Raw genomic sequence first — 26,435 nt, 5'->3', positions numbered from 1 at the left:
CTGTTCTAGCGAGTTATTAATAAATTTCTTTAATATCGAATTTATTAAATCTTTAAATTAGTTTGCTTTTACTTCTGGTTTAGTATCACGAGCGGCGATGAAGCCGTAGAAGATATAACCAAGTAGTGTCAAGATGGTACCGCCAAATACTGCGGTTGCACCACAAGCATACACACCATAGATACTGTAAAGAACAGCTAATGTACCCACAGTTGCACCAAGACGGTATTGCTTTTTAGACACCATGTTCTTGCGAAGTAGTACTTCAAGACCTGTCATCGATAGGATGTAAGGTACCATGTTAATAAATACTGCAAGGTTCAATAGCGCGTTGAACTGGCTGATCAAGTTAGGAGAGATAGTCATTACCGCAAGGATAATCTCAGCCGTTAACATGATTAACATACCTGCAATTGGCACGCCTGCTTTGTTAGTTTTAGCAAAGATTTTAGGGAACAAACCTTCATCTGCTGCTGCTTTAGAAACCTGTGCGTTAGTGAACTGCCAGCCAAGTAGTGAGCCGATACATGCGATAACCGCTGCAAGAGTAACGATGTTACCTACCATAGGGTTAAACATGTGGCTGAATACTAAACCAAATGGAGCCGTTGATGCAGATAGTTCAGCGTTAGGAATAATACCTTGAATAACACCCGTTGACGCAATGTAGATGATCGCTGCAAAACCAGTACCGAATAATACTGCTAATGGTACGTTACGCTCTGGGTTTTCAACTGCATCAGAGTTAGCGCCCGCAGATTCAATACCTAGGAATGCCCATAAAGTCAGTGCGATACCAGAAGATACAGAGTGCATTGTTGTGTCGTGGTGTGGGTTCCATGCGCTCATGAATGTTTGTGGATCGAACCACCACCAACCGATGATAGATAGACCAGCTACAGGAATAATAATACCCCAAACAGTGAATGCTGAGATTTGACCAGTGATTTTCGCACCGCCAAAGTTGGCTACCATAGTGAAGATAAGGATCGCTACTACACCGAAGAAAGTGTGGATAGGGGTATCAAGCCAAGGCATAAATGGTTTGATGTAGCCTAAAGCAGAAACAGCAATAGCCACACAACTAATAACTAAACACACGTAGTAAGTGTAAGAAGAGATAAAGAAAGATGATTTTCCGTGTGCTTCTTCTGCGTAAGCTGACATACCGCCAGAGCGTTTACAAAACGCACCACATTTAGCGAAAGTGTAAGCAATACACATTGCGCCTAACGCAGTCACAATCCAAGACAACATTGAAATTGCACCAACTTGCGCCAAGCTTGCTGGTAACATAATAATACCGGAACCCATCATGTTAACTGCAACAAGTACAGTTAAGCCGACAAGACCCATTTTTTTAGTGCCAGTATCTGATGACATTATATTCACCTATGGTAAAAAGGGATATAAACGCTATATATATAGTTTATTTATCGTAATGAAAATAAAGTCATGCTGATTAAATAATATAAAGAACAACTAATCATTAAATTATTTTTTTGATTGTCTTACGTAACCAAAAAAATAGATTAAAGATATATTTCCTTTGTTGTTATTACTTAATTACATCACCGTTTAGTTATTTGACGAGTGCTATGATGCTGCTATTTTGATAAAAAAAAAACCGTAAAAGCGCAAAGAAACGTTGCAGATTTAGAGAGTAAATAAAGAAAGAGTATCGTTATTCGATCGCTTAATTTCGTCAAAATGAACATTTGATGAATAAATAATAATAATGAAAAATTAAATTATTATTAATAACAGCAGCTTGGGATTGTCAGTTAATGATATTTATCATACAAATTAGGGTTGCTTAGCTATGAGCATAAAATAGTTATGCATTAATTGTGATGTTACATGTTTTGTATTTAATGAAGTTTTTTTTGAAAATAATAATAAATAATAACGGATGATGGTCGTTTAGAGTCAAATAACGCCTACCTAAGCCCATAAGTTATGTACATTCTTTTTTATAAAGGAGAGTAAGCCACTAAAAACGGGGTAGCAAGATGGATAAAGAGAAGGTGGATAGCAAAGCTATAATGCGGATAATAAAAAAGGAGCATCAGCTCCTTTTTTATAGAAAACAATGGGGTTACGCCGCGGGCGTTACGCGAGAAGTACCGTCAGCACTTTCATTGACTTGTACACGCTCACCTGTACTGAACATCACTTGAGGATTCACTTGTTGCACGATAGACACCGTACGACCACTGTCCATCTTTATAGTTAAGTTAACCCCATTACGTTTAGTTGCCTGATTACCTGCGGCATTACCTAAATAACCACCGAGTAACGCACCGCCAATCGAGGCAATTTCAGAGCCTGTTCCGCCGCCAACACCAGAACCAAGAATACCACCAATCGCGCCGCCAGCTAAGGTGCCGATACCATTACCATTACCATTTAGAGTAACCGCTTGAGTACGAACAACTGTACCGTAGTAAACCTGTTGCATTTGACGGGCATCATTTACATTGTAGGCATTGCCATAAGGATTTGTAGCACAGCCGGCAAGCCCTAAGGTCGAGGCAATGATGACAACAGCAAGTAGTTTGGTTTTCATGGTATGTCTTCGCTAAAAATACAGTGTATAAAATGGTTGTTGCTAATTTGAGCCTTTTTATTTAGAAAATAAAGCAGTAAATCTGATATTACCAAAACAACTATTAGCACGATTTAAGCACTAGTGAGCTTATTTTGCATGACCACTTTTGTCGGCGTGATAAGTATGGATAAAATGCTCAAAATAGGTTTGTAATTGTTGTGCGGCTTGAGGCTCATGCGTTAGGTTTAATAACTCAATGCCAACTTCGCAAGTGCAAAGGTGTCCGGGTTGTTGATTGCGACGTAACGCATAGCTTGATGTGTGTTGTGGCGTGATGGCAATACGAGGGAGTTGGTTTAGCCATGGGCTTTTACGCACTATTTTGCGTGCTTCTTGCCATGTCGCATCGAGAATAATCAATAATATTTTGGTATCGGTTGCTGTCGGCAGCGTTAAAGGTAGTGCAGGGTGTTGTTCATCGCTCGGAAAAACTAACCACGCTTGATAGTGCGGGTTTTTTAATTGATCTAATAATGCTTGTGGCGGTTGTGTACGATGCCACATTTCGACCCGACAGCTGGGTAAAGTACGGGTCATCAATACTCCGGTGTTGGTGTCTTTATTACATTCACGAGGGTGGGTAAGGAGGACAAAATCGGCCACTGATTGTAATTGCGGTTCGACGGCACAAATACAATTAAATTGAAAACCGCAACGCTGACAAGCCATGTTTTTCTCGTGATCAATAATAAAGGTGGCAGTGTGGCATAACGCCACCTTTGAGTCACGATAGAGAATAATATTGGCGGTTATTGGCGTTGTAGAATTAACCCCTCAACCCCAAGTTCATATGTTTGACCATCAACGGTTTCTTGTTGGGTGCTTAATTGCTCGCTATGAGGATCATAACTATAAACACGTTCGCTATTTAATGGTCGCCCTTGATGGGTGGTCATGGTGACTTTAACACTGGTGGGATTAATGGCTTGCCAATGGCCGGTTTCTAACAAATCAGGATCGCCATTAGTGTAAGTGTAAGTCGTTGTTGCCGCATGATCATCAGCTAAATGAAGATGTGTGGTTAGCCCCATTTCGGTATCACTTTTATAATTCCCCACCCATTGTGACTCTGCGGGATCGCTTTTAAAAGCTGCAGGCATCCAGCTGGCACAGCCTGATAAGGTAGTTGCTGCTAACAGTAATGCAACTGATAAGCGTGGGTATGTCATTTTGTACTCTCTATGGTAGGCTCAATTTCAACATTGAAATTAGCGCAATTAGGGGAAATCAATGGCGTATTGGTTATTTAAAACCGAACCAGATACCTTTTCAATAGACACTTTAAAACAACAAAAAGTTTCACCATGGGAAGGCGTTCGTAATTATCAGGCACGAAATATGCTACGGGATGAAATTAAATGTGGTGATCAGGTGCTGATTTATCATTCTTCTTGTAAAGACATTGGTGTGGTTGGCATCGCGAAAGTCGTTAAAGAGGCTTACCCCGATCATTTTCAATTTGAACCAACAAGTGGCTATTTTGATCCTAAAGCAACCCTTGAAAATCCACCGTGGGTAATGGTTGATATTGAATATCAGCAGCATCTACGGTTAGTTAGTTTAGCACGAATGAAAAAAGTGGCTGAATTAGCGGAGATGCCATTAGTTAAACGGGGTAACCGACTGAGCGTGATGCCCGTAACATCCGCGCAGTGGCAGCATATTTTGGCGATGACAGGTCAATTTTGAACAGCAGCAGTGACACCATAGTACGCTATGAATATCACTGAGCTAGGTTGTTTTTATTGATTAAATAACCAATAAAATTAACGGGATAATAAGTGTTTTTCTAAATAATGCGCCACTGCTTCATCAGCATTTGAGCCAATAACCTCATTATTAGGTAAGGCTAATTTGACCTTTTCATGGGAAGTGCTCATTACTAGCCCTTTACCTGCCATTGCCAACATTTCAGCATCATTCATGCCATCACTTCAAGACACCATGGTGTAGAAAACGCAATGTTAGCTTTGTCACCAAAATGGGCATTAAAAGATTGTTCCCATTTTACGAGTGCTTCATGATCGCCGTCATCACGGGTAAAGAAAACTTTAGCAACGTCATCGACTGGTGGATTGTTCGCATCAAACAAGTGATAACTAAAACTGTCATGGAATTCTTTTAATTGTTCATTTTCGTGATTGAGTAACCATTGATCGCCACGGTACATATGTATATGTAAGGCTGGATCATCTTTGGCGAGTGCAATCACACCTCGAATAACCTCAGCACTGAGATTCTGTTGAAAGACCAGTTCGCCTTGACTGTTATGTACGCGAGCACCATTTGAGGTGATCATATAAGCAGGAATCGCTAATTTTTCACGTATCTCTGCAACATCAATATGGTGACGACCCGTTGCAAACACGAAGTTTATTTTTTGTTGGGCAAGGCGCTGTAATACATCACGCGTAAACGGGGCAATTTTATGTTCGGGATTTAGTAATGTGCCATCTAAATCTGAAGCAACAATTTGATACATGAAGGCTCTCAATAAATAGAAATGTAGCGAAAAGAAAGATAACGAGATCTAATGTGAGTCGCTAATCTTAAACCACTATGAGAGATAAAAAGGGGTTAATGTTAGTAATAAATATTTCCGTTTTTATTTTTGTGATGGCGTAGTCTTTTTGGGGCAAATTACAGTTATGGTGAGGCAAAGTGGTTGCAAATTTCCGTTAACGCAATATTTCGATATTGATCGCTTTCAAATAATAATTCGTGACGGGCGTCAGTAATCGTGACTAATCGACTATATTGCGGTATCTGTTGGCAAAAATGGCGATGGGCTTGATTATCAACAATATGATCAGCGCTGCCTTGTAACACTAAGGTTGGAGTGGTGATATTTTTCGCCTCAATAATACTCGCCCGCGCAGCAGCAATACTTTGCCATACCCAGCGATTACTGGCTCCACCTAAGCGCAATTGAGGCTGCTGTTGATAGAGCATTTTAGTCCATTGAAAGCGTATTTTACTGTGCGTCAGTGGATTATTAGCAAATGGTTTAGGGTAATAACATCCTTGCCCAGGCGCATACGTTGGCTGACGATGAATATAGTCATTAAAGCGCGCCAAGGGCTCGGCCAAAAAGCGTAAGATGGGTTTGAAATGAATACCATGCATTGGCGCACTTAATACCGCACGATCAAATAGGGTTGGATGACGTGCAAGCAATAAACTACTGATCGTCCCGCCCATAGAGTGACCTAATAGGAACTGTTGTTGGTAGCCTTGCGGTTTCACTATTTCAGTAATAAAGCGGTGGAGGTCAGTAACGTAGTTATTAAAGTGATCGACATAACCCATTTCTAAATCGGTATTTAATCGTTGTGACAAGCCTTGACCACGGTGATCAAGCGCATAGATATGATAGCCTTGATTGATTAAATCAAAAAATAGCTCTTGGTATTTGCAGTAACTTTCAATACGACCATTAGCAATCACAATGACTTTATTACTTTGGCCGGGCGTTAAACTGACCCAGCTCAATTGGCACTGATTGACACCTTCAAGCGTGCCTTGGTGGCGTTGTTGCCACAGTGCGGTGATTGGACCTGCCATTATATTGTTGAAGCTAGCTTCTTGTGAAAAAGGCAAGGTAGAAATGGTCATAACGTTTCCGAAAGTTGTGAACTACGAGGCAAACTATTGAATGATAGTGGCACCGATAACCTATCCCGTTGCTTATTATCATCTTTACCAGTATACCTTATTTATTGCTAGCAACGTAATTAAGCAAGAGGTTGATTGTTGATCCAGCTTCAAGGTATAAAGCGTTTTTTTACTGCTTAATATAATCAAAAAGGAATACTAATGACTGTTGAGATCTGGCTTGCCTACGTTGTTGCTGCCATCGTATTTAGCTTTGCACCTGGGTCTGGTACCGTGAATTCAATCAGTAATGGCATGGTATATGGTTGGCGTAAGTCGCTTGCATCGATCATTGGTTTACAATTAGGGATGATGGTTCATATTGTATTGGTTGGGGTTGGATTAGGCGCATTAGTAGCGCAATCAGCTGTGGCTTTTACGCTGATAAAATGGACTGGTGCGGCATATCTGGTGTGGTTGGGGATTCAAAAATGGCGCGAACATAGCGCATTAGCGATTGAGAATGTCGATGAGTCTGTCACTGCGGGCTGTTTATTTCGACGGGCAATACTGGTTAATTTAACTAATCCTAAAACGATTGTTTTTTTAGTGGCGTTATTTCCCCAATTTATTAATGCTACTCAACCGCAATTGCCACAATTATTTATTTTAGGGGTAACGACATTGGTCATTGATGCCAGTGTGATGTTGTTTTATGTCTGCTTAGCGTCGCGATTTACTGGCTATATTCGCTCTGCAACCGTAATGACAAGACTTAATCGAATATTTGGCTCGATGTTTATTGGTTGTGGTGCATTACTTGCTTTGGCGCGTGCATAAACTGAGATAATAGGCGTAAACGAATACTCTTATATGGTTTATTTTAACTGACTGATGTCGTTCATTACTGTACTAGAAAGGTATTATTACAATGTTTGCTTATGTTGCTCGCCAGCCTATTTTTAATCGTCGTCAGCAAACGATAGGTCATGAATTGTTATTTCGTGACGGTGAGTGTAATGCCTTTCCTGCTATTGATGCGAATGAAGCAACCTGTCGGTTAGTGCTTGAAAACTACATGGCGATTGGTGATGATTTGGCTTATAAAGGTCAGCGAAATTTCATTAATTTCCCGCACAGTTGTTTAGTTAATTTAATCCCACTGCTGTTGCCAAAAAATAAGGTTGTGATTGAAATTTTAGAGACCTGCACTCCAGATGATGAGCTTTTTTTAGCGATTAAGCATTTGCATCACAAGGGTTATATCATTGCGCTTGATGATTTTGAATATGATGTCCGGTGGCACCGTTTTTTTCGTTTTGTGCATATTATTAAACTTGATTTACTGATGCTTGGTTTGAACAATGCGTGTGATTTTGTGCGTAATAACCGCCATATGAAAGTAAAGTTTTTAGCTGAAAAGGTCGAAACCTATGATGATTTTCAGGTTTCACTTGCGGCTGGGTTTGATCTTTTTCAAGGCTACTATTTTAGTCGACCTGAATTGCTTAAACGCCGAAAAGTTGCCCCTTCTGAGTTAACGACGATTCAATTATTACAAGCTGTTAGTGCTGAGCCGGTTAATTTTACTGATATTGAAACGATTATTAGCAGTGATGTTTCGCTGTCTTATTTATTGCTGCGTTATGTGAACCAGACCAATCAAAGATTGGTTGAGCCGATCAGTTCTTTTCATCAGGCGTTAGTGTATTTAGGCGAAGAAAAATTACGCATGTTTGTTGGCGTTGTAGCTACCGCTCATGCCGCATTGGATAAACCTAAAGCGCTGTATGCGCTGTCATTACAACGTGCAAAAATGTGTGAAATATTAGTTGATTACAGTCCGTTAGAGATACTGTCCCAGCAGGCTTTTTTGGCGGGTATGTTTTCATTATTGGATGCGCTATTAGACAGTTCGTTAGCTGAATTATTGGGGTTATTAAAGTTACAACCTAATATTCAAGCGGCGTTATTACACCGACAAGGAGAACTTGGACAAGTATTAAATTTAGTTGATGCCTTTGATAAAGCAGATTGGCGACAAGTTGCGAGAGAGTGTTGTCGATTAGGGTTATCAGAACAGCAGGTGCAAGATAGCTACTTACGAGCAGTGACATGGGCTGATAAATGTGCCCAAATTGATAATCTATCGTAAAAAAAACGGGGCCATAAAGACCCCAAAAGAACCATATAATGTATTGCTGTAGTCAGGCGGGTCGCCTTGAGTATTAATATACTTATTTTACATAAGTACATTTTAAAATGTTAATGAGCGACTAATTCACTAACATTGTGTCGTTATTATTATTGTAAATAAGCGTTAAGCATCCACAATAACTTTTCTTGTTCGCGAATATAATCGCCCATTAATGCAGCAGTACCTTCGTCATTCGCATCACCTGCAGTAAGAAGAATACGACGCTGTTGGCCGAGTAAAATACTAAAGCCATCCACTAAGCCTTGCACCCCTTGCAGACCATCACTGACATTTTGTTGTTCTTTGATGTCACTCGCTGCTAAATAACGGCTGAAGCTGTGATCTGGGGTATAGCCTAAGGTAAGAATACGTTCAGCTAACTCGTCTACTTTGATTTGAAGATCGGTATAAATTTCTTCAAATTTCAAATGTAATTCGAAAAATTGGTGACCTTTGATATTCCAATGGTAACCACGGGTATTCATATAAAAGACTTGGTAGTTAGCTAAAAGTTGGTTGAGGTCAGTGGCCAGCGCTTGGGCTTTATCACTGTCAAGACCGATTAAATTGGTTTGGTGAGCCATGGTATATTCCTCATAAAATGGTTAAAAACAAAAGTAGATTTCGTTTTGATGAAGCCAGTATAGATAAATGCTATTAATAGGTATAACGGTTGTTATCTATTATAACGATAGCTTTAATCTATGATGGCTAAGCAATCGATGACTAAGCGACTAATGACGTTGAACCACAATGCTCGCCTTCACAAGGAATAATACCGCAGACACGATGACCCGCTTGTTTACCTTGCAAATAACCTTGTTCTAATTTGTTAAGGTTACGCGTTAAACGACCAACCTGAAATTGCTCATTGGGGGCAATAACGGTAATAGTACAATCAGAAGGTGGATTGTTAATGAAATCAAGTGCATCGTTATAACGATTAGCGCGGGTCATTACTGCATCGGCAAATGCAGGATGATCGTGAAACATCGACTTAATGAGCCATGGTAATTTAGTGTCAGATTTATGAAAACCAAGTGGTTTTGATAAAATAACCGTAATATTACGCGCTCCGCGACGATAAGCTTCAAGCACTGGAATTGAATCAGCAATACCACCGTCACTCATTGCGACGCCTTGAATGGTCGGGTTATGGCGATAGGCAATCGGGAGGGCGCAGGTCGCTTCCATCAATGGCATAATATTATTGCGGGTGACCTTGATATATTCAGCTTTACCGGTTTCTAAATTAGTCGTGGTGGCGTAAAGCGGGATCTGACGTTGTTCGTACTTTAATAGGTTCAGCGGTAAATAACGTGCGGTTGTACGCCATAACCAATCAATATCGGTTAAGTGACCACCGTGGGTAAAACGCGAGAAATTGATGAAGTGTGGATCGCGAGAGTATTGGGTAATAATTTTATGACTACGGCCATAATTACCGCTTAAATAACCAATGAGATTGGTTGCCCCAGCTGAGACGCCAATCGCAAAATCAAACGGAAGATAGCTATTTTCAAGGAATGCATCCAGTACACCACTGGCAAAAATGCCGCGCATTGCACCGCCTTCGACAACCAGTGCATGGGGAGTGGCTTGAATTGTATTCATTGTGCAACCTATCTTTTAACGATCCTTAACTGAAGGCGCAGCATAAACAGATTGGCAGCAATAAAAAATTCGATTTTTCTTATTGCTGTAATAGGTAAAACTTAACCGTTTATTACTGGGCAACGATCGCGGGTTGACTTAACACTTTAATACAAGCAGCTAAGGCTGGATTAAGGGTTTTAGTGGCGGGGTAGCATAATCCTAAGCGACGGAACATCCGTGGTCCTTCAAGCGGAACCGTGACTAATTGGGTGGCACTTTCTAATACCCCCGTTGGCAGAAAAGAGATCCCTAATCCCGCTTGAACTAAATGCATCACTTGGGTTTTATGCTCAGCTTTGGCAACTAAATTAACCGATAAACCATCACAGGCTAATAAACCAATCGTTTGTTGATGAGCTTCACACGGTGGACATTCAATAAAATCGTGCTGGTGTAATTGTTGTGGTGACACGCTGGTTAACTTGGCTAAAGGGTGATTAGGTAACATACACAGTACATAATCTTCTTCCCATAATGGCAAAAATATCTCATCTTCAGCTTTAAACATATCAAGTGTAATACGCGCATCAGCAGGGCGATCGTGATCAACTAATTCTAATAAAACCGTTGGGATCTGCTGTTGCAGTTGGCTAAATATTGCGGCTAATTGGGTTTGGCTAAGATCGGCAAAGTTAGCCAAAGTCAGTGGTAATCTTTCTGTTCGCTGCTGAAATAGCTGTGGTAGCGTATTAACGTCATTTAATAACCGAATCGCTAATGGGTAGAGGTAGTGTGCTTCATCGGTGAGGTTGACCCCTTTTTTGTGGCGAATAAACAGCTGAGTGGCGAGCTCTTGTTCTAATTGTTTGATACCACTTGATATTGACGGTTGAGAGACACAGCATCTCAGGGCGGCTAAAGTGATATTTTTTTCTTCATAAACCGCAATAAAAAACCGTAATAAGCGTAAATCCATCAACTGATACTCACTTAAAAAAAGACCCTATTAGCCTACCACATTGTTGAAACTTATGACGACAGTGAGTTATCCATAGTTTTTTTTGATGATAAACCAAGGAAATAGATATTTTTCAGTGTCGCATATTCGTTCTATAGTTATTGCCATCAACAGCATCTTAGCTGGCTGCATCGAGTGTGCGGTTTATTCTAGAGGAACAAAAATATGTCGAAATCTTTAGTTGTGATCACGGGTGCAAGTTCAGGTATTGGTGAAGCTACGGCACGTAAATTATCAGCAGAAGGCTATCCATTATTATTATTGGCGCGTCGTGTTGAGGCGATGGAAGCACTTAATCTACCCAACACATTATGCCGTCAAGTGGATGTGACCGATGTAAAAGCGATTGCTGCTGCAGTCGCTGAAGCTGAGCAACAATTTGGCCCAGTCGATTGTTTGATCAATAACGCCGGTATGATGTTACTAGGGCTTGCCGATGAGCAAGATCCTGTTGAATGGCAAACTATGTTCAATGTCAATGTGATGGGGATGCTGAACGGTATTCATGTGGTGCTTGCGGGCATGAAAGCACGTAAAACCGGGACTGTTATTAATATCAGTTCAATAGCTGGTCGTAAAACTTTCCCTAACCATGCTGCTTATTGTGGTACTAAGTTTGCTGTTCATGCGATCACTGAAAATATTCGTGAAGAAGTGGCTGATGATAATGTGCGCTTTATTACTATTGCTCCTGGTGCGGTAGAAACTGAATTATTGACTCACACCAGCAGTGATGCAATTAAAGCGGGTTATGAAGAGTGGAAGCAAGGTATGGGGGGCGTGATTGCACCACAAGATATTGCCAATGCGATCAGTTATGCTTACAACCAACCACAAAACCTTTGTGTGCGTGAAATTGTACTTGCAGCAACGCGCCAGCAACCATAATTAGATAAATAAATCTGTTACTGTCATGCGAGGGTTAATTAATCTCTAATTGATTGAAGTATTAGATACTTGCCACTCAACGACTGCTATATTCAAAGCAGAGCCCTAAATTATTATGGCTCTGCTTTTGCTTATATAAGGAGCCGTTGGTGAGAGAAAAAATAGGTTTTTTTGATTTACTGCGGGTGAGTGCTGCCATCGCGGTCGTGGTGATCCATGTTCTAGGGCCTTATCGTGACCAAATTGGTCAATTACCTGATTGGCAGTGGATCAGCGCCATTACGATCAATAGCTTAAGTCGGTGGGCTGTCCCTGTCTTTATTATGATCACTGGTGCCTTAATGCTCAGTGACCAGCGTCCTTTTGAGCCCGTCTATTATATTAAGCGTCGTTTAGGCAAAGTCTTGGTCCCCTTTTTAGTGTGGTCAGTGTTTTATGCATTTTTCTCTGGCTTAACGGTTAGCGGTTTTGATAGCGCTGTTAGTTGGTCAGTATTGAAAAAACTGCCGATGCACGAAACCTATTACCATCTCGGTTTTTTCTATTACTTTATTCCTCTTTATTTGGTTGTTCCGATTATTCAATGGTGGGTTCAAAAAGCAGAGCCTGGGCAAGTGAAAGGTGTCCTGATGGTGTGGCTGCTGATCACGGGCTTATATCTGTTTTATATTGATGGTTTGTGGAGCGAAACTTATTTACTTTATAGCGGCTATTTATTGTTAGGGTATTGCTTGTATCAATATCGCTGGCCAAGTTTGATGGTGTTGTTACCGCTGGCGGTGATTGCCATTGTGGCGACGGACTATAGCGTGATCAGTCATAGTTTTGCAGCCGATGAATATAAAGTCGGCCGTTGGATGTCGTATAAAACCTTGAATACGGTGTTGGTGGCTGCCGCTATTTTTGTTGGATGTCGAATGATTAGCGATAAGCTAAGTTTGGCAACCCAAAATAAATTAGCCTGGTTGAGCAAATATAGCCTTGGAGTGTATTTGATTCATCCGATCTTTTTATGGCCGCTACGGGAATATGATCTCTATTTCGCCAATCCGTTAATTGCGATTCCTGTCTGGACCGCGATTGCTGCTAGTTTAGCATTAGCAACTAGCTGGCTATTAGGGCGTAGTCGTTATACGGCTTGGTTAGTGCCATAACCGAGTGGCTGTCTGTTTGCTCACAAAGGTGTGAGCAAACAGCGTTGTGGCTTATTGACGTTTTAGTGCAAAATGAACAAATTGCTGACCGCGGTAGGTCATGGTGCCAATATCACCTGGATGTAAAGCATGGTAATAATGAATACCAATCATGAATTCACGTTTAGGGCCACCCGTTAGTGGTTGAACATAAAACCAATACTCTTCATCTTCCTCTCCAGGCTGCGCACCAATAATACGGTTACTTTGTTTATCAAGTATTTGTACTTCAATTTTTTTCTCTGGTGCATCTATACCTAAGGTATGGCGGCGATAGTTATAGATAAAATAAGATAATGCCAATAGTAATAGCAGGCACAGTACGACAATAATCCATATTGGCATTCCCAAACTCCTTGGTGGTTAATAAGCTATATTAGATAAATACCGCGCTATTATTCACAGCAAATTTCTACATCCCTAGCTATGGATAATAAAATCGTGATCTAAATACAATTATTTTACTAAAACACTATATTGGATTGATAGCTTAGGTAAGGTAATCATAATTGAAAATTTAGGGAGGTGACGATGGACATTGATCAAGTTATTGATAAATCTCGTCGACTAGAAGATTTACTGCGCCAACATTATCATGCTAAAGGCACTGATTTTACGCAATTAGTTCACAGTTGTGATAATCGCTTTCCTGATGATATTGTTAATAAATTAAACAAAATTGCTACTATACGTCAGCAAATAATGATGACAGATACGTCGATGTCAGCATCGAATGACTATCAGCATTTTATCGATTTATGTGCAGAGTGTGAGCAGGAATTAATGCCGCGTAGTAGTCGCTTAGTATGGGGGGTGGCGGTGGTACTTCTTGGTGGTATTACCTTGGCAGCATTAGGATTCTATCTTTATCATTGGCAACACATCACATTATGATAATTAAGTATATTAATAACCCAGATAAAAAAATGGCGCCATTAGGCGCTATTTTTTTGTTTCTTGAATTGATCTTAGTAAATAATAGGTAGTGTCATTAGACCAACAACAACAGCAATCATTACAAGACCTTGTTTTTGTGAGTGTGTAAGCATATTTTTTAATCCTTCATGGTGAGTATCTTTTTCTCTTGACAATAAGGATAACACGTTTTTGCCAATACTGGCAATGAAGTCATGGTGTATCTTTCATAAAAACATTTTTCATTATCAATAAAAGCTAATAATCACTATTAAAACAATGTTTTTCTTAATGTAAATTTAATGTTTGTTTTATGGTTTTTGCTTTTTTTGATTTTAAATCAATGTTTTTATTGTTTTATTTTTTAAATGTCTAGCTTGTTGATGGCAGTGGTGATGTTTTTTGTTAAAAATGACATAAAAGAAGCAATATTTAGCAGTAACCCTATTTAGTTGTTATATTTTAATGGTTGTATTTATGTGGCCAATGGTCGGTGTACATAAAATAGCTAAAGTGTTGGTTTTTCATTACATTAACGTGGTTTGATTGTGGTTCATTGTTGTTAAATGTGTTGTTGGTGATAATTATGGTTCTTAGTTGTTTTTTTTGGTTTTATTTTAACTAATTCATTGTTTTTATGCTTTTTTTTATGTTGTTATGTCTATTTTTTATTGTTATTAGTGGTTGTTTTTCTATGCGAGTTGTTATTGTTAGCACTCTTTCTCATGCTGTGAGACTCAACCTCATACAATATGCGTTTAATATTAAAGACATTCGTTTGAGCCACTGTTGCTATCTTTAATTAATGATAATTTACATGATGGGAAGCGGGATGGTGGATCAACAATGGCAGTGTTTGTATCGTGCTGGTAATAGTTTAGAAGCCCATAGTATTAAAGGCTTACTAGAAAGTATGGGAGTAGATGTACGTTTAACGGGAGAAGCATTAGCAGCAGCGGCCGGTGAATTACCCATGAGCGTGGTAGAAGTGCAGTTATGGGTAACGGATAATCAACGCCAACAAGCGTTGACCGTCATTGATGGTTATTTACGTACTGATTATCGTGATTGGTATTGCGACCATTGTGGTGAAGTTAATCAGGGGCAATTTGAATTGTGTTGGCAGTGTCAGCAGGATAGAGATGAGTAGGGTATTAAACACAAGATAACAAAGCGAGCATCAATGATGTTGCCCGCTCTATTGGTGTTACATCATGTGTTTGCGACGAATATCAAGCAGCGCGAAGATACCAAAAATTAAAATTGACCAATGCTCCCAACGCGACATATTGATTTTATCACCAAACGCGCCAACGAAAATCAGCATTTGTAAGCCGTGCATCATGAACAAAAACGCGGTCATGATATACAGCGCTATCGCCGACACTCCCGGAAAAGGGTGAACGATATTAATGAACAATATTAGCCAGACTAAGGCTATCGCTATTTTGGCAGTAATGATCAGTGCTTTCATGGTTCCTCTCTGGAAAATAAGCGGTAGCAGACTTGGCCAGCACTTTTTTCGCGATGTAAGTGCCAGTGGCTAGGGATTGCCAACTGACCTAATTCCTTTTCTGCTTCAATATAAATCATTGCATGTGGTGTTAACCAGCCATTATTTTCTAACGCTGTGATAACATCTTGAATAAGATCTTTGCGAAACGGAGGATCGATAAAAACAATATCGTGCGGCGTACCTGTTTGTGACAAAAAGCGTAAACTATCGCTATTGATCACAGTGGCATTGGTCGCTTTTACTGTGTTGAGGTTTATTTCGAGTTGTGCGGCTGCTTTTTTATCAAGTTCAAGCATAGTGACACTTTCAGCACCGCGTGAAAGTGCTTCAAAACTTAAGCCACCGCTACCAGTAAAAAGGTCAAGGCATTTAGATTGATAAATGTCTTGCGCTAACCAGTTGAAAAGTGTTTCTTTGACACGGTCAGTGGTTGGACGGAGTCCTTCGACATCATGAACGGGTAATTTGCGTCCACGCCATTGTCCGCTGATGATTCTAACGAACCCACCAGGACGATTATTTTGTGTTTTGCGAGTTGTTTGCTGTCTTCGCTGCGTCATAGATTTTTTTGACCGTTAAGAAAATGATAGTATACACCTGTTTTTAGGCCGTAAATTGTACCAATCAAGCGCTAGGATTTGCCAATGGCAGAAAAAAAGAAACGCGGATTATTTTCATGGCTAGGATTTAGCTCTGAAGATAACGACGCATCAAAGGAACAAGCTACTGATCAATCAGTAGTTGATGGCTCGGTTGATAGCCAAAAATCAACACATTCCTCTGACGATGAGGGGCAAAAAGCCAGTCATAATCATGACCTTGAGCTAGAAACACCCATTGAACCAGAATTAATTGCTAAAACAAATGATCGCCAATTGGCTGCAACGTTGCAAGAAAATGATCATCAAAAAGACACGATAGTTACTGATAGTGTCGTTGATGATGAAAATGTAGCCGAAGATAATAGTCAACAACCTTTAGTTGATAAGCATAATGATGAAAGTGAGTTATCACTAACATCGATGAAAGAGATTGTTGATGAGACGAGCGTTAGTGATACAAATGCTGCTGATGGTGATGTAAATTCCCCGCAGGTAATGGCAGTTGTTGAACAAGAAAAACCAAAATTAGAAGGCTTCTTTAGCCGTTTAATGCGTGGTTTAAAACGTACTAAAACCAACTTTGGTGCTGGTTTCTTTGGTTTGTTCCGTGGCAAGCAAATTGATGATGATTTATTTGAAGAGCTAGAAGAGCAACTGTTGATTGCTGATGTGGGGATGGATACCACATTAAAAATCATTAAGAACCTTACCGACAAAGCATCACGCAGTGATTTACATGACGGTGAAGCACTCTATGGTTTATTAAAAGATGAACTGGGTGGAATGTTGGCTAAAGTTGAACAACCGTTAGTGGTTGATATGACTAAAAAGCCGTATGTTATTTTAATGGTTGGCGTGAATGGTGTGGGTAAAACCACCACTATTGGTAAATTAGCCAAACAATTCCAAGCAGAAGGTAAATCGGTAATGTTAGCGGCGGGTGATACTTTCCGTGCTGCAGCTGTTGAGCAATTACAAGTTTGGGGCGAGCGTAATAATGTCCCTGTGATCGCTCAGCATACAGGTGCCGATAGCGCATCGGTGATTTTTGATGCGATTGAATCTGCCAAAGCGAAAAATGTTGATGTTGTTATTGCTGATACCGCAGGGCGTTTGCAAAACAAAGGTCACTTGATGGAAGAGTTGCGTAAGATTGTGCGAGTGATGCAGAAAGTTGATATTGAAGCACCGCATGAAATTATGTTAACACTGGATGCAGGTACGGGCCAAAATGCCATTAGCCAGGCAAAGCTATTTAGTGAAGTGGCACCCGTATCAGGGATCACCATTACCAAATTAGATGGTACCGCTAAAGGTGGGGTTATTTTTGCCATTGCGGATCAATTCAATATTCCAATTCGTTATATTGGTATTGGCGAAGGCATTGATGATTTACGACCGTTTGCGGCCGATGAGTTTATAGAAGCATTATTTAGCAACGAGGAATAATAAAAGTGATTCGATTTCAGCAGGTAAGTAAGGCTTATCGTGGTGGTAGGCAAGCCCTACAAAAAGTAGATTTTCACCTAAAACCAGCAGATATGGCTTTTTTAACGGGTCACTCTGGGGCCGGTAAAAGTACTCTGCTGAAATTAATTTGCGCCCTTGAACGTCCAAGTGACGGCAAGATTTGGTTCAATGGTCACGATATTACTCGATTACCTAATAAGCAAATTCCATTTTTGCGCCGTAATATTGGTATTATTTTTCAAGATCATAAGCTGTTAATGGATCGCAGTGTTTTCGATAATATTGCATTGCCATTACGGGTTGAGCAAATGACGGAACATGATATCAAACGTCGAGTGAGCGCAGCATTGGATAAAGTCGGATTATTGGATAAGGCAAAATGTTTGCCTATCCAATTATCTGGCGGCGAACAACAACGCGTAGGCATTGCCCGCGCGATTGTTAATAAGCCAATGGTGCTGTTGGCTGATGAGCCAACCGGTAACCTTGATGCTGAATTATCACAACAAGTATTACGCTTATTTGAAGAGTTTAACCGAGTTGGTGTTGCAGTATTAATGGCAACTCATGATACGTCATTGCTGGCCAGTCGTGATTATCGTCGTTTAGATTTACATAAAGGTAATTTAAGGGAGCTGGCACATGGCGCGTAAATCGATTGGTTTTTTTGCAATTCATCGCCAACAAGCACGTTCTGCATTAAAAGATATGTTTCGCCATCCATTGGGTAATTTTTTAACCCTAGCAGTATTGGCCGTCGCATTAACTTTGCCATGTACATTTTATTTAATGGCCAAAAATATTACTGCAGTGGCTGATGCATGGCAAAACCCAAGCCAAATCACCTTGTATTTAAAACATGATGTCAGCAATGATGATGGTCAGGCATTAGCAGATAAACTTAAAAATTGGTCACAAGTTAATAGTGTTAAATATATTACTGCGACGCAAGGTTTAGAGCAGTTACGTCAAAATGGTGGCTTTGAGAAAGCACTGAGTTTGTTTGATGAACAAAATAACCCGTTACCTGCAGTGGTGATTGTTGAACCGAGTAGTGATTGGCAAACGACAGCTAAAGCCAATGAGTTGGCTCAAAAATTGGGTCAACAAGACCAAGTTGCTGAAGTACGCTTAGACAGTGATTGGCTACAACGTTTAGCCGCTATTCAGCAATTAGCGATAGCATTGGCGTTATTAATGTCAGGCTTAATGTTGTTTGCGGTGTTCTTAATTGTCGGTAACACCTTACGTTTACAGGTGTTAAGCCATAAAGATGAAATCCAAGTGATGAAAATGGTGGGGGCGACCAATAGCTATATTCTTCGACCTTATCTTTATGTCGGGGTTTGGTATGGCTTGATTGCTGCGCTTATTGCATGGGGGTTAACTCAAGGTGTCACGCTATTACTAGGTGATGCGGTCGCAAAACTGTCAGACTTGTACGGTAGCCATTTTAGAATGCTAGGTTTAAGTTGGGATGAAAGTCTGATCATGATAATGATCGCGACATTCCTTGGCTTGATGGCGGCTCGTCTTGCTGCAGGACGCCATTTGCGTGAAATTAACCCAGTATAATCGTGATTGTTAATAGTTTTGAAACAACACGATAAGAAAAAGTGATGCTTATAATCATATATATTTGCGCTTCGACTTGCATTTGAACTATGTTTACAGGCATCATAGTCGGTTCACACAACGATAGCCTATGCTTAATAACCGTTGTGATCGCACAAAAATTACACGAGGTTTTCGAATGTCAAATGAGATGTCGAAATTAGTTCTAGTTTCGGCGGATAGTCTTGAAAGTTATATTCAGACTGTAAACCGTTATCCAATGCTAACGCCTGAGCGTGAGAAAGAACTTGCTGAAGCGCTGCACTATGAGGGTGACATTAATGCTGCTAAAGCGTTAGTGATGTCCCATTTACGGTTTGTAGTGCACATTGCTCGTGGTTACTCTGGCTATGGTTTACCGATTGCTGATTTAATTCAAGAAGGCAATATCGGCTTGATGAAGGCGGTTAAGCGCTTTAATCCTGAAGTTGGTGTGCGATTAGTGTCTTTTGCCGTCCATTGGATCAAAGCTGAGATCCATGAATATGTATTACGCAATTGGCGAATAGTGAAAGTGGCAACCACCAAAGCCCAACGGAAATTATTTTTTAATTTACGTAAATCAAAGAAGCGCCTAGGTTGGTTTAATAATGATGAAGTGAACATGGTCGCTCAACAGTTAGGGGTTGAACCTGCTGAAGTACGCGAGATGGAATCACGTTTAGCGGCTCAAGATCCCACGTTTGAAATGCAAAATGATGATGATGAACGTGATTCAACACCGATGGCCCCCGCTTATTTCCTTGAAGATAAAGGCTCTGATGTTGCCTTGAGTTATGAAGAAAGTAATTGGGAAAGTCATGCTAATAATCGCTTATCACAAGCATTAGCCAGTCTTGATGAGCGCAGTCAGCATATTGTTCGTTCACGGTGGTTAGATGATCAGAAATCCACCTTGCAAGATTTAGCCGATAATTATGGTGTCTCAGCTGAACGTATTCGTCAGTTAGAAAAAAATGCCATGAAGAAGCTGAAAGATGCGGTGGGTGATTTTTATTGATTCATCAGTTGCCATGAAAGATCTAAAAACCGACCTCAGTGTCGGTTTTTTTATAGCTATTGATCGCCTTAATCCGCAGTGGGTAACTGCCATTATCTGTTAATAACTTATCTCGCTGATTTTATGTGTGATAAGTCACATTTGTGAATAGTTGTGTGTATGCTTCGGTAACTTATCCACAGCTTATAGTAGGATCTGATCTACATGTAGTGGATCTTTTTATTAGCAACCACATTATCAACGCAATCCACAGGCTTTTCCACAACTGGTTAATTTATGTTCGCTATGGAAGTGTTATCAACGATAACCCCTTGCGGCTATTGAAGAGTTGCGTTTACGAATGGTCATTATATTGTGGATAAAGCCTTATTTTTTGGTGGGAGATAGCCGCGTTAAGCTGAGGTACAATGATCTGTAATGCATTGTTTGGGTCGAGTCAGTGTCAAGATCATTAATGATGATCTTATACAGTGATTGATCGTGACGGTTACTAACGTCATAACCTTGTGTCCCAGTTTTTATCTGTATAAATAAGAAGGAAAAATTATGGAACAGTTTCAACACCTATCAGTACTTGATGCCCAGCAGTTACTACAACAACCGAATACCGTTTTAGTTGATATTCGGGATCTTCAATCTTATCGTCTTGCTCATGCCCCAGCAGCATTTCATTTAACTAATGACACCATGGTGACATTGATGGATGAAGTTGATTTTGAACAGCCCGTATTAGTGATGTGTTATCACGGTGTCAGTAGCCAAGGTGCGGCTCAATACTTGGCTAATCAAGGTTATGAGCAAGTGTATAGTATTGATGGTGGCTTTGAAGCTTGGCGTCGTGAAGCATTACCAATGGTACAAGCTTAGTTAAGTTTGTCCTTGATAACATGACTAACAAGAGGGCGTGTTACTTACTTTGAATGTAGCCACCTTTGATCTTTAGTACTGATAATCTCCTATCCATTAGAGTGATAACTATGCATCGCTTAGCTGAATTTTATAACCCTCGTCATGCGCAAGCATTTATTGATTATATGGCTTCACGGGGTATTGAACTGACTTTAGCACCAGAGCCCGAGGGTAAATTTGCGCTATGGCTGCAAGATAGCCAACACCTGATTGAAGCCGAAGCTGAATTGAATGCGTTTATTGCAAATCCTAATAATAGCAAATACCAAGAAGCATCATGGCAAGTGGCGGAGAGTCGTACTGCAAAATTTGATTACTCCAGCCCCAGTTTAGTCTCGTTAGTAAAAGCTCAAGCGGGCCCGTTTACACTGGTGGTGATGGTGGCATCGCTGGTAATTTATGGGTTGTGGTTGTTAGGATTTGAATCACTCTTGTTTGATTGGTTCCATTTTCCGTTTATGAATGGTGATCAATGGCAGTTATGGCGTTATTTCAGTCATGCATTACTTCATTTTTCAGCACTGCATGTGATTTTTAACTGCTTGTGGTGGTGGCTATTAGGCGGCCAAATTGAACGTCATAGTGGCTCCGCTAAATTAGTACAATTATTCCTTATTTCATCGCTAATCTCAGGCTTTGGTCAATTCTGGCTTGATGGCCCTAATTTTGGTGGTTTATCTGGCGTGGTTTATGCGTTACTAGGGTATATCTGGTGGATGGGATGGCTAGCTCCCCAGCGTGGTTTAGTGATTGCCCGTTCTTATGTGGTGTTTATGTTGGTGTGGTTGATCATTGGTTTTGCTGAACCTGCGGGTATTGCAATTGCTAATATGGCGCACTTAATGGGGTTATTAACCGGTTGTGCGATTGCGTTAATTGACGCCAAGTTAATTAAACCTAAAGCTTAGTTTCCTGCCTTTACATCCTCTAAATCCTCTACTACCCGTAATGATGTTTAGCTTGACGGCATCATTACGGTCGTGAATGCACTATTGATATTAACTAAAGCTGTTGATTAGTTGATAGTGAGTCCAATGTTGATATAAATCCTGCCTATTTTCATATCTATTCATATTTATCTGTCTGACTTTGACTGTTTTCACATTTTTAATTACTCATTCGAGCAATAATCTACGCGACTTTGAGCGATATCGAAATAATAGTGATTTTTTGAGTAAATAACGAAAAGTTAGCACCCATAAGATGCCATAAACGTATTGATAGACATCAATGGCACTACAGTAATGTGATAACAGAAAGGAACATCTATGTTTGGTTTATTTAACCCCGTAGCGCATAAACAGCGTTTACCTGATGGCAGTATCGATCCGGTTTATAAGCGATTGCGGTGGCAATTGTTTGTTGGTATTTTTTTTGGTTATGCTGGCTATTATCTGGTACGTAAGAATTTTTCATTAGCGATGCCGTATTTGATTGCCGTATTTGATTGAAGAATATGGCTATAGTCGCGGTGAGTTAGGCGTTGCGTTAGCCGCTGTATCAATTGCTTATGGCTTATCTAAATTTTTAATGGGGAATGTATCGGATCGATCCAATCCTCGCTTCTTTTTAGCCTCGGGATTGATATTGTCATCGATAGTGATGTTGTGTTTTGGGTTTATGCCATGGGCAACGGGCAGCATTACTGCGATGTTTATACTGCTATTTTTAAACGGTTGGTTTCAAGGGATGGGATGGCCAGCTTGCGGACGAACCATGGTGCATTGGTGGTCGCATAAAGAAAGGGGCGGATTGGTTTCGGTGTGGAACGTGGCCCATAACGTTGGCGGTGGTTTAATCGGTCCCTTGTTCTTATTTGGCCTGTGGGCGTTTAATGATGATTGGCGTTCCGCGTTTTATGTGCCCGCTTTTTTTGCATTATTAGTGGCAGGTTTCACGTTGTTAGTGATGCGTGATACGCCGCAATCTTGTGGCTTACCACCGATTGAAGAATATAAAGATGATTATCCTGAAAGCTATGATAAATCATTTGAAAAAGAGATGACGGCTAAAGAAATTTTCTTTAAATACATTTTTAATAATAAATTATTGTGGTTCATTGCGATTGCCAATGCGTTTGTTTATTTGATTCGCTATGGTGTATTAGATTGGGCACCAGTGTATTTAGGGGAAGCAAAAGGCTTTACGGTCGATAAATCATCATGGGCTTATTTCCTTTATGAGTGGGCAGGGATCCCCGGTACATTATTATGTGGTTGGATATCCGATAAGCTATTTAAAGGTCGTCGTGCACCAGCAGGGATTCTATTTATGCTGCTAGTGACGGTCGCAGTATTGGTGTACTGGCTTAATCCTCCTGGTAATCCGACTGTTGATATGATGGCACTGATCTCGATCGGTTTCTTAATCTATGGCCCAGTAATGTTGATTGGCTTGTATGCATTAGAGCTTGCACCTAAAAAAGCAGCAGGTACTGCGGCTGGGCTGACGGGGTTATTTGGTTATTTAGGTGGCGCTGTCGCGGCAAATGCATTATTGGGTTATACGGTGGATCATTTTGGTTGGGATGGTGGTTTTATTGTGCTAACCGGATCATGTGTAATGGCGATTTTCTTCTTTATTATCACAATGGTTGGTGAAAAGAAGGCCTATCAACAACAGCAACTTGAGTTACAGCAACAAAATGGTTGATTAAGTTTGGCTTCTTGGTAGCGCTGTGAGTAATATAAAAAGGCTTCGCATTGGCGAAGCCTTGTTTTTATTACCTTTCATTGCTGAATATGGCAGGTATAGATAGGAGCTTTCCAGCCGTGAAGCAAAGTAAACGTCATCAAGAAATTATTGATTTAGTCATGAGTCAGGGATACGTCAGTACTGACGATCTTGTGGCACGTTTCAATGTTAGTCCGCAAACGATTCGCCGTGATCTTAATGAGTTGGCTGATGAAAATAAAATTCGTCGCCATCATGGTGGTGCAACCATTCCTTCTAGTTCGGTTAATACCGCTTACAGCACTCGCCAAGTATTACAATTAGAACAAAAAGATCGTATCGCTCAAGCCTTAGTGCGCCATATTCCTGATGGTGCGACATTATTTATTGATATTGGTACCACCCCAGAAGCGGTGGCGCGCGCTTTAATGAATCATAACGATCTCCGTATTGTGACTAACAATCTCAATGTCGCCAGTTTATTAATGGCGAAAGAAGATTTCCGCGTGATTTTAGCCGGTGGTGAAGTACGTAATCGTGACGGTGGTATTGTTGGTGAAGCAACCCTCGATTTTGTGTCCCAGTTTCGATTAGATTTCGGCATTCTAGGTATTAGTGGCATTGATCTTGATGGTTCATTATTAGATTTTGATTACCATGAAGTGCGAGTTAAACAAGCGATAATTGAAAACAGTCGTTGTGTGATGTTGGGAGTCGACCATACTAAGTTTGGTCGCAATGCGATGGTGAATCTAGGCGACATTAGTCAAATTAATATGCTATTTACCGATCAGCTACCGCCAGCAAGTCTTGTTGAGTGCTTACAAGGCAATGAAATTCATTTTGAGGTGGTGGAATAACCCTCTCGTGACAGCATATGGTTATATCGATGGGCTTCTTTCATAGAAGCCCATTTTTTTTACTGATAATCGCCATAAAAATCAAATTTGCGCTAATGATCAAACTTATGTCACAACAATCTTAACCAAGGCTGGATTAGATCAATATATACGCTATTATTAACTCGTTAGTTTCGAACGAACATTTTTGGTTCGTTTTGTTGTGTATATTTGGATGGATGTGAACATTATGACAGTAGCATTAAGCGGCCTCGAAAATAATCAACTGCTGGATCTCATTGTGATTGGTGGCGGTATTAATGGTACTGGCATTGCTGCTGATGCCGCGGGTCGCGGTTTGAGTGTCGGTCTTTATGAAGCGGATGACTTTGCTTCGGCCACTTCATCAGCAAGTTCTAAGTTGATACACGGTGGATTACGTTATTTAGAACATTACGAATTTAGATTGGTGGCTGAAGCCTTAGCTGAGCGTGAAGTGTTATTAAAAAAAGCGCCTCATATTGCAAAACCAATGCGTTTTCGATTGCCGCATCAGCCCCATTTACGTCCCGCGTGGATGATTCGTGCGGGCTTATTTTTATATGACCATTTAGGTAAACGGACCACACTTCCCGCCAGTAAAAGCTTGTCATTTGGTGCTGATTCGGTATTGGTGCCTGAAATTAAACAAGGGTTTGAATATTCTGATTGTTGGGTTGATGATGCGCGGTTGGTGATTTTAAATGCGATGGAAGCGGTGCAACATGGCGCTGAAGTACGTAATCGTTGCCGAGTTGAGAAAGCGGTGCGTGAAGGCGATATTTGGCGGGTTACCATTAAAGATATGCAGACAGGGATAACCTTTCAACGCAGTGCGCATGGTCTGGTTAATGCTACGGGCCCATGGGTGAAGTCATTTTATGATCACAGTACCGATTTAACATCGCCACGTAATATACGATTAATTAAAGGTTCTCATATTGTGGTGCCGCGGGTGCATGATCAACCGCAAGCCTATATTCTTCAAAACGAAGATAATCGAATTGTATTTGTGATCCCTTATTTGGATCGTTTCTCTGTGATTGGCACTACCGATGTTGAATATCATGGCGATCCGCGTGATGTTGCGATTGATGAGCAGGAAATTGATTATTTACTGGAGGTGTATAACAACCATTTTGTGCATCAATGTCAGCGTTCCGATGTGGTGTGGAATTGGAGTGGCGTAAGACCACTATGTGATGATGAATCAGATTCACCGCAGGCAGTAACGCGTGATTACACCTTAGAGTTAGAGCAGCAAGCAGATGAAGCGCCATTATTATCGGTTTTCGGTGGTAAGCTGACGACCTACCGTAAATTAGCCGAATCTGCGTTAGTGAAATTAGCGCCATTTTATTCTCAAATGGGGCCTGCTTGGACCAAAGACAGTTATTTACCCGGTGGTAGTGCTGATTTTGATGGTGATAAGTTGGCAACACAGTTGCAGCAACAATATCCGTGGTTAAATGCATTTACGTGTCAGCGTATGGCACATAATTATGGCTCAAGGGTTGAAGTGTTATTTAATGGCATAACAACCGAAGTTGAGATGGGGCAGCACTTTGGTGAAGGGGTGTATCAGTGTGAACTTGATTACTTAATTGCCCATGAATTTGTCCAAACTGCAACCGATGCCTTATGGCGACGAAGTAAATTAGGCTTGTATTTAACGCCATCTCAGCAGCAGTTAATCGGGGATTATATTACCGAGCATCCATTGCAACCGGCTATTGCCGCAGCATAATAATAGTCGTGGTT

At 40.6% G+C, this 26,435-nt stretch carries 27 protein-coding genes and 2 pseudogenes; 17 read left to right on the top strand and 12 right to left on the bottom strand.

Annotated features, from left to right (window positions below; genetic code table 11):
* Window positions 1-57: 57 nt before the first annotated feature.
* The 4 genes from potE to BTO21_RS11870 all read right to left on the bottom strand — a co-directional run bounded on the left by potE (window position 58) and on the right by BTO21_RS11870 (window position 3,780).
* Window positions 58-1,383, bottom strand: coding sequence for a putrescine-ornithine antiporter (gene potE / locus BTO21_RS11885; protein ID WP_105026805.1), 1,326 nt, complete (start codon window positions 1,381-1,383; stop codon window positions 58-60).
* A gap of 715 nt (window positions 1,384-2,098) precedes the next feature.
* Window positions 2,099-2,569 carry an outer membrane lipoprotein gene (locus BTO21_RS11880; RefSeq protein WP_045031646.1) on the bottom strand — a complete coding sequence of 157 codons (471 nt, stop codon included), beginning with the start codon at window positions 2,567-2,569 and terminating at the stop codon, window positions 2,099-2,101.
* A 129-nt stretch (window positions 2,570-2,698) separates the two neighbouring features.
* Complete coding sequence (locus BTO21_RS11875; protein ID WP_045031644.1) at window positions 2,699-3,280, bottom strand: tRNA-uridine aminocarboxypropyltransferase; 582 nt, start codon at window positions 3,278-3,280, stop codon at window positions 2,699-2,701.
* 80 nt (window positions 3,281-3,360) lie between these two features.
* Window positions 3,361-3,780, bottom strand: a complete 420-nt coding sequence (locus BTO21_RS11870) for a hypothetical protein (RefSeq protein WP_045031643.1) — start codon at window positions 3,778-3,780, stop codon at window positions 3,361-3,363.
* A gap of 61 nt (window positions 3,781-3,841) precedes the next feature.
* Here BTO21_RS11870 and BTO21_RS11865 point away from each other — a divergent pair, with 61 nt between their 5' ends.
* The gene (locus BTO21_RS11865; RefSeq protein ID WP_045031641.1) at window positions 3,842-4,300 is read left to right on the top strand and encodes an EVE domain-containing protein; all 459 of its coding nucleotides are present in this window, start codon (window positions 3,842-3,844) and stop codon (window positions 4,298-4,300) included.
* 77 nt (window positions 4,301-4,377) lie between these two features.
* Here the strand turns inward: BTO21_RS11865 and BTO21_RS11860 are convergent.
* Both BTO21_RS11860 and BTO21_RS11855 read right to left on the bottom strand, forming a co-directional pair.
* Window positions 4,378-5,093, bottom strand: a pseudogene (locus BTO21_RS11860) (HAD-IIB family hydrolase).
* 164 nt (window positions 5,094-5,257) lie between these two features.
* Complete coding sequence (locus BTO21_RS11855) at window positions 5,258-6,226, bottom strand: alpha/beta fold hydrolase (RefSeq protein WP_065193982.1); 969 nt, start codon at window positions 6,224-6,226, stop codon at window positions 5,258-5,260.
* A gap of 201 nt (window positions 6,227-6,427) precedes the next feature.
* On the opposite strand from BTO21_RS11855, the gene rhtB reads away from it, so the two are divergent.
* Window positions 6,428-7,045 (top strand): homoserine/homoserine lactone efflux protein, encoded by a 618-nt coding sequence (gene rhtB, locus BTO21_RS11850; RefSeq protein ID WP_045031637.1) that lies wholly within the window; start codon window positions 6,428-6,430, stop codon window positions 7,043-7,045.
* Window positions 7,046-7,136: 91 nt separating this feature from the next.
* The gene (locus BTO21_RS11845; RefSeq protein ID WP_045031635.1) at window positions 7,137-8,360 is read left to right on the top strand and encodes an EAL and HDOD domain-containing protein; all 1,224 of its coding nucleotides are present in this window, start codon (window positions 7,137-7,139) and stop codon (window positions 8,358-8,360) included.
* Between the two features lie 149 nt (window positions 8,361-8,509).
* On the opposite strand, the gene BTO21_RS11840 is transcribed toward BTO21_RS11845, so the two are convergent.
* The 3 genes from BTO21_RS11840 to BTO21_RS11830 all read right to left on the bottom strand — a co-directional run bounded on the left by BTO21_RS11840 (window position 8,510) and on the right by BTO21_RS11830 (window position 10,974).
* Window positions 8,510-8,986: a Dps family protein gene (locus tag BTO21_RS11840; RefSeq protein ID WP_045031633.1), complete on the bottom strand. Its 477-nt coding sequence runs from the start codon at window positions 8,984-8,986 to the stop codon at window positions 8,510-8,512.
* Between the two features lie 142 nt (window positions 8,987-9,128).
* Window positions 9,129-10,016, bottom strand: a complete 888-nt coding sequence (locus tag BTO21_RS11835) for a patatin-like phospholipase family protein (RefSeq protein WP_045031631.1) — start codon at window positions 10,014-10,016, stop codon at window positions 9,129-9,131.
* A gap of 112 nt (window positions 10,017-10,128) precedes the next feature.
* Complete coding sequence (locus tag BTO21_RS11830) at window positions 10,129-10,974, bottom strand: LysR family transcriptional regulator (protein ID WP_045031629.1); 846 nt, start codon at window positions 10,972-10,974, stop codon at window positions 10,129-10,131.
* A 207-nt stretch (window positions 10,975-11,181) separates the two neighbouring features.
* On the opposite strand from BTO21_RS11830, the gene BTO21_RS11825 reads away from it, so the two are divergent.
* Both BTO21_RS11825 and BTO21_RS11820 read left to right on the top strand, forming a co-directional pair.
* Entirely contained in the window at window positions 11,182-11,904 is a 723-nt protein-coding gene (locus BTO21_RS11825; RefSeq protein ID WP_045031627.1) for an SDR family oxidoreductase, read from the top strand.
* A 149-nt stretch (window positions 11,905-12,053) separates the two neighbouring features.
* Window positions 12,054-13,058: an acyltransferase gene (locus tag BTO21_RS11820; protein ID WP_045031625.1), complete on the top strand. Its 1,005-nt coding sequence runs from the start codon at window positions 12,054-12,056 to the stop codon at window positions 13,056-13,058.
* Window positions 13,059-13,109: 51 nt separating this feature from the next.
* Here BTO21_RS11820 and BTO21_RS11815 read toward each other — a convergent pair whose 3' ends face one another.
* Complete coding sequence (locus BTO21_RS11815) at window positions 13,110-13,442, bottom strand: DUF2500 domain-containing protein (protein ID WP_045031624.1); 333 nt, start codon at window positions 13,440-13,442, stop codon at window positions 13,110-13,112.
* A 186-nt stretch (window positions 13,443-13,628) separates the two neighbouring features.
* On the opposite strand from BTO21_RS11815, the gene BTO21_RS11810 reads away from it, so the two are divergent.
* Window positions 13,629-13,991, top strand: a complete 363-nt coding sequence (locus tag BTO21_RS11810) for a hypothetical protein (RefSeq protein ID WP_045031622.1) — start codon at window positions 13,629-13,631, stop codon at window positions 13,989-13,991.
* 838 nt (window positions 13,992-14,829) lie between these two features.
* On the top strand, window positions 14,830-15,162 hold the full coding sequence (locus BTO21_RS11800) for a putative signal transducing protein (RefSeq protein ID WP_232573082.1): 333 nt from the start codon (window positions 14,830-14,832) through the stop codon (window positions 15,160-15,162).
* A 57-nt stretch (window positions 15,163-15,219) separates the two neighbouring features.
* On the opposite strand, the gene BTO21_RS11795 is transcribed toward BTO21_RS11800, so the two are convergent.
* Window positions 15,220-15,486, bottom strand: a complete 267-nt coding sequence (locus tag BTO21_RS11795) for a DUF1145 domain-containing protein (RefSeq protein WP_036789251.1) — start codon at window positions 15,484-15,486, stop codon at window positions 15,220-15,222.
* A complete protein-coding gene (gene rsmD, locus BTO21_RS11790) occupies window positions 15,483-16,088 on the bottom strand; it encodes a 16S rRNA (guanine(966)-N(2))-methyltransferase RsmD (RefSeq protein WP_045031620.1) in 606 nt (201 codons plus the stop codon). The genes BTO21_RS11795 and rsmD overlap by 4 nt, the downstream gene beginning before the upstream one ends.
* An 84-nt stretch (window positions 16,089-16,172) precedes the next feature.
* Here rsmD and ftsY point away from each other — a divergent pair, with 84 nt between their 5' ends.
* The 10 genes and pseudogenes from ftsY to glpD all read left to right on the top strand — a co-directional run bounded on the left by ftsY (window position 16,173) and on the right by glpD (window position 26,421).
* Window positions 16,173-17,579, top strand: a complete 1,407-nt coding sequence (ftsY, locus tag BTO21_RS11785) for a signal recognition particle-docking protein FtsY (RefSeq protein WP_045031618.1) — start codon at window positions 16,173-16,175, stop codon at window positions 17,577-17,579.
* Between the two features lie 5 nt (window positions 17,580-17,584).
* On the top strand, window positions 17,585-18,253 hold the full coding sequence (gene ftsE, locus BTO21_RS11780) for a cell division ATP-binding protein FtsE (RefSeq protein ID WP_045031616.1): 669 nt from the start codon (window positions 17,585-17,587) through the stop codon (window positions 18,251-18,253).
* Complete coding sequence (gene ftsX, locus BTO21_RS11775; protein ID WP_045031614.1) at window positions 18,243-19,175, top strand: permease-like cell division protein FtsX; 933 nt, start codon at window positions 18,243-18,245, stop codon at window positions 19,173-19,175. The genes ftsE and ftsX overlap by 11 nt, the downstream gene beginning before the upstream one ends.
* A 178-nt stretch (window positions 19,176-19,353) precedes the next feature.
* Window positions 19,354-20,214, top strand: a complete 861-nt coding sequence (gene rpoH, locus BTO21_RS11770; protein ID WP_045031652.1) for an RNA polymerase sigma factor RpoH — start codon at window positions 19,354-19,356, stop codon at window positions 20,212-20,214.
* Window positions 20,192-20,317 carry a hypothetical protein gene (locus BTO21_RS20350; RefSeq protein ID WP_268875252.1) on the top strand — a complete coding sequence of 42 codons (126 nt, stop codon included), beginning with the start codon at window positions 20,192-20,194 and terminating at the stop codon, window positions 20,315-20,317. The genes rpoH and BTO21_RS20350 overlap by 23 nt, the downstream gene beginning before the upstream one ends.
* 443 nt (window positions 20,318-20,760) lie before the next feature.
* A complete protein-coding gene (gene glpE / locus BTO21_RS11765; RefSeq protein ID WP_045031612.1) occupies window positions 20,761-21,081 on the top strand; it encodes a thiosulfate sulfurtransferase GlpE in 321 nt (106 codons plus the stop codon).
* Between the two features lie 110 nt (window positions 21,082-21,191).
* On the top strand, window positions 21,192-22,031 hold the full coding sequence (glpG, locus tag BTO21_RS11760) for a rhomboid family intramembrane serine protease GlpG (RefSeq protein ID WP_045031610.1): 840 nt from the start codon (window positions 21,192-21,194) through the stop codon (window positions 22,029-22,031).
* A gap of 360 nt (window positions 22,032-22,391) precedes the next feature.
* Window positions 22,392-23,695 (top strand): annotated as a pseudogene (gene glpT / locus BTO21_RS11755) (glycerol-3-phosphate transporter); the annotation flags it as partial.
* A 199-nt stretch (window positions 23,696-23,894) separates the two neighbouring features.
* The gene (locus tag BTO21_RS11750; protein WP_045031607.1) at window positions 23,895-24,656 is read left to right on the top strand and encodes a DeoR/GlpR family transcriptional regulator; all 762 of its coding nucleotides are present in this window, start codon (window positions 23,895-23,897) and stop codon (window positions 24,654-24,656) included.
* Between the two features lie 229 nt (window positions 24,657-24,885).
* Entirely contained in the window at window positions 24,886-26,421 is a 1,536-nt protein-coding gene (glpD, locus tag BTO21_RS11745) for a glycerol-3-phosphate dehydrogenase (protein WP_045031605.1), read from the top strand.
* The last annotated feature ends 14 nt before the right edge of the window (window positions 26,422-26,435 follow it).

This window comes from Photobacterium phosphoreum (genome assembly GCF_002954725.1).
Classification (GTDB): Bacteria; Pseudomonadota; Gammaproteobacteria; order Enterobacterales; family Vibrionaceae; genus Photobacterium; species Photobacterium phosphoreum.
The sequence above is the reverse complement of the archived record's forward strand: the minus strand, read 5'-3'. Positions and strand labels throughout refer to the sequence as shown.

What these genes read in the sequence shown, in the direction of transcription:
- potE (WP_105026805.1), bottom strand. Translation starts at nt 1,383, where the DNA reads ATGTCATCAGATACTGGCACTAAAAAAATGGGTCTTGTCGGCTTAACT.
- BTO21_RS11880 (WP_045031646.1), bottom strand. Translation starts at nt 2,569, where the DNA reads ATGAAAACCAAACTACTTGCTGTTGTCATCATTGCCTCGACCTTAGGG.
- BTO21_RS11875 (WP_045031644.1), bottom strand. Translation starts at nt 3,280, where the DNA reads ATGGCTTGTCAGCGTTGCGGTTTTCAATTTAATTGTATTTGTGCCGTC.
- BTO21_RS11870 (WP_045031643.1), bottom strand. Translation starts at nt 3,780, where the DNA reads ATGACATACCCACGCTTATCAGTTGCATTACTGTTAGCAGCAACTACC.
- BTO21_RS11865 (WP_045031641.1), top strand. Translation starts at nt 3,842, where the DNA reads ATGGCGTATTGGTTATTTAAAACCGAACCAGATACCTTTTCAATAGAC.
- BTO21_RS11855 (WP_065193982.1), bottom strand. Translation starts at nt 6,226, where the DNA reads ATGACCATTTCTACCTTGCCTTTTTCACAAGAAGCTAGCTTCAACAAT.
- rhtB (WP_045031637.1), top strand. Translation starts at nt 6,428, where the DNA reads ATGACTGTTGAGATCTGGCTTGCCTACGTTGTTGCTGCCATCGTATTT.
- BTO21_RS11845 (WP_045031635.1), top strand. Translation starts at nt 7,137, where the DNA reads ATGTTTGCTTATGTTGCTCGCCAGCCTATTTTTAATCGTCGTCAGCAA.
- BTO21_RS11840 (WP_045031633.1), bottom strand. Translation starts at nt 8,986, where the DNA reads ATGGCTCACCAAACCAATTTAATCGGTCTTGACAGTGATAAAGCCCAA.
- BTO21_RS11835 (WP_045031631.1), bottom strand. Translation starts at nt 10,016, where the DNA reads ATGAATACAATTCAAGCCACTCCCCATGCACTGGTTGTCGAAGGCGGT.
- BTO21_RS11830 (WP_045031629.1), bottom strand. Translation starts at nt 10,974, where the DNA reads ATGGATTTACGCTTATTACGGTTTTTTATTGCGGTTTATGAAGAAAAA.
- BTO21_RS11825 (WP_045031627.1), top strand. Translation starts at nt 11,182, where the DNA reads ATGTCGAAATCTTTAGTTGTGATCACGGGTGCAAGTTCAGGTATTGGT.
- BTO21_RS11815 (WP_045031624.1), bottom strand. Translation starts at nt 13,442, where the DNA reads ATGCCAATATGGATTATTGTCGTACTGTGCCTGCTATTACTATTGGCA.
- BTO21_RS11810 (WP_045031622.1), top strand. Translation starts at nt 13,629, where the DNA reads ATGGACATTGATCAAGTTATTGATAAATCTCGTCGACTAGAAGATTTA.
- BTO21_RS11800 (WP_232573082.1), top strand. Translation starts at nt 14,830, where the DNA reads ATGATGGGAAGCGGGATGGTGGATCAACAATGGCAGTGTTTGTATCGT.
- BTO21_RS11795 (WP_036789251.1), bottom strand. Translation starts at nt 15,486, where the DNA reads ATGAAAGCACTGATCATTACTGCCAAAATAGCGATAGCCTTAGTCTGG.
- rsmD (WP_045031620.1), bottom strand. Translation starts at nt 16,088, where the DNA reads ATGACGCAGCGAAGACAGCAAACAACTCGCAAAACACAAAATAATCGT.
- ftsY (WP_045031618.1), top strand. Translation starts at nt 16,173, where the DNA reads ATGGCAGAAAAAAAGAAACGCGGATTATTTTCATGGCTAGGATTTAGC.
- ftsX (WP_045031614.1), top strand. Translation starts at nt 18,243, where the DNA reads ATGGCGCGTAAATCGATTGGTTTTTTTGCAATTCATCGCCAACAAGCA.
- rpoH (WP_045031652.1), top strand. Translation starts at nt 19,354, where the DNA reads ATGTCAAATGAGATGTCGAAATTAGTTCTAGTTTCGGCGGATAGTCTT.
- BTO21_RS20350 (WP_268875252.1), top strand. Translation starts at nt 20,192, where the DNA reads ATGCGGTGGGTGATTTTTATTGATTCATCAGTTGCCATGAAAGATCTA.
- glpE (WP_045031612.1), top strand. Translation starts at nt 20,761, where the DNA reads ATGGAACAGTTTCAACACCTATCAGTACTTGATGCCCAGCAGTTACTA.
- glpG (WP_045031610.1), top strand. Translation starts at nt 21,192, where the DNA reads ATGCATCGCTTAGCTGAATTTTATAACCCTCGTCATGCGCAAGCATTT.
- glpD (WP_045031605.1), top strand. Translation starts at nt 24,886, where the DNA reads ATGACAGTAGCATTAAGCGGCCTCGAAAATAATCAACTGCTGGATCTC.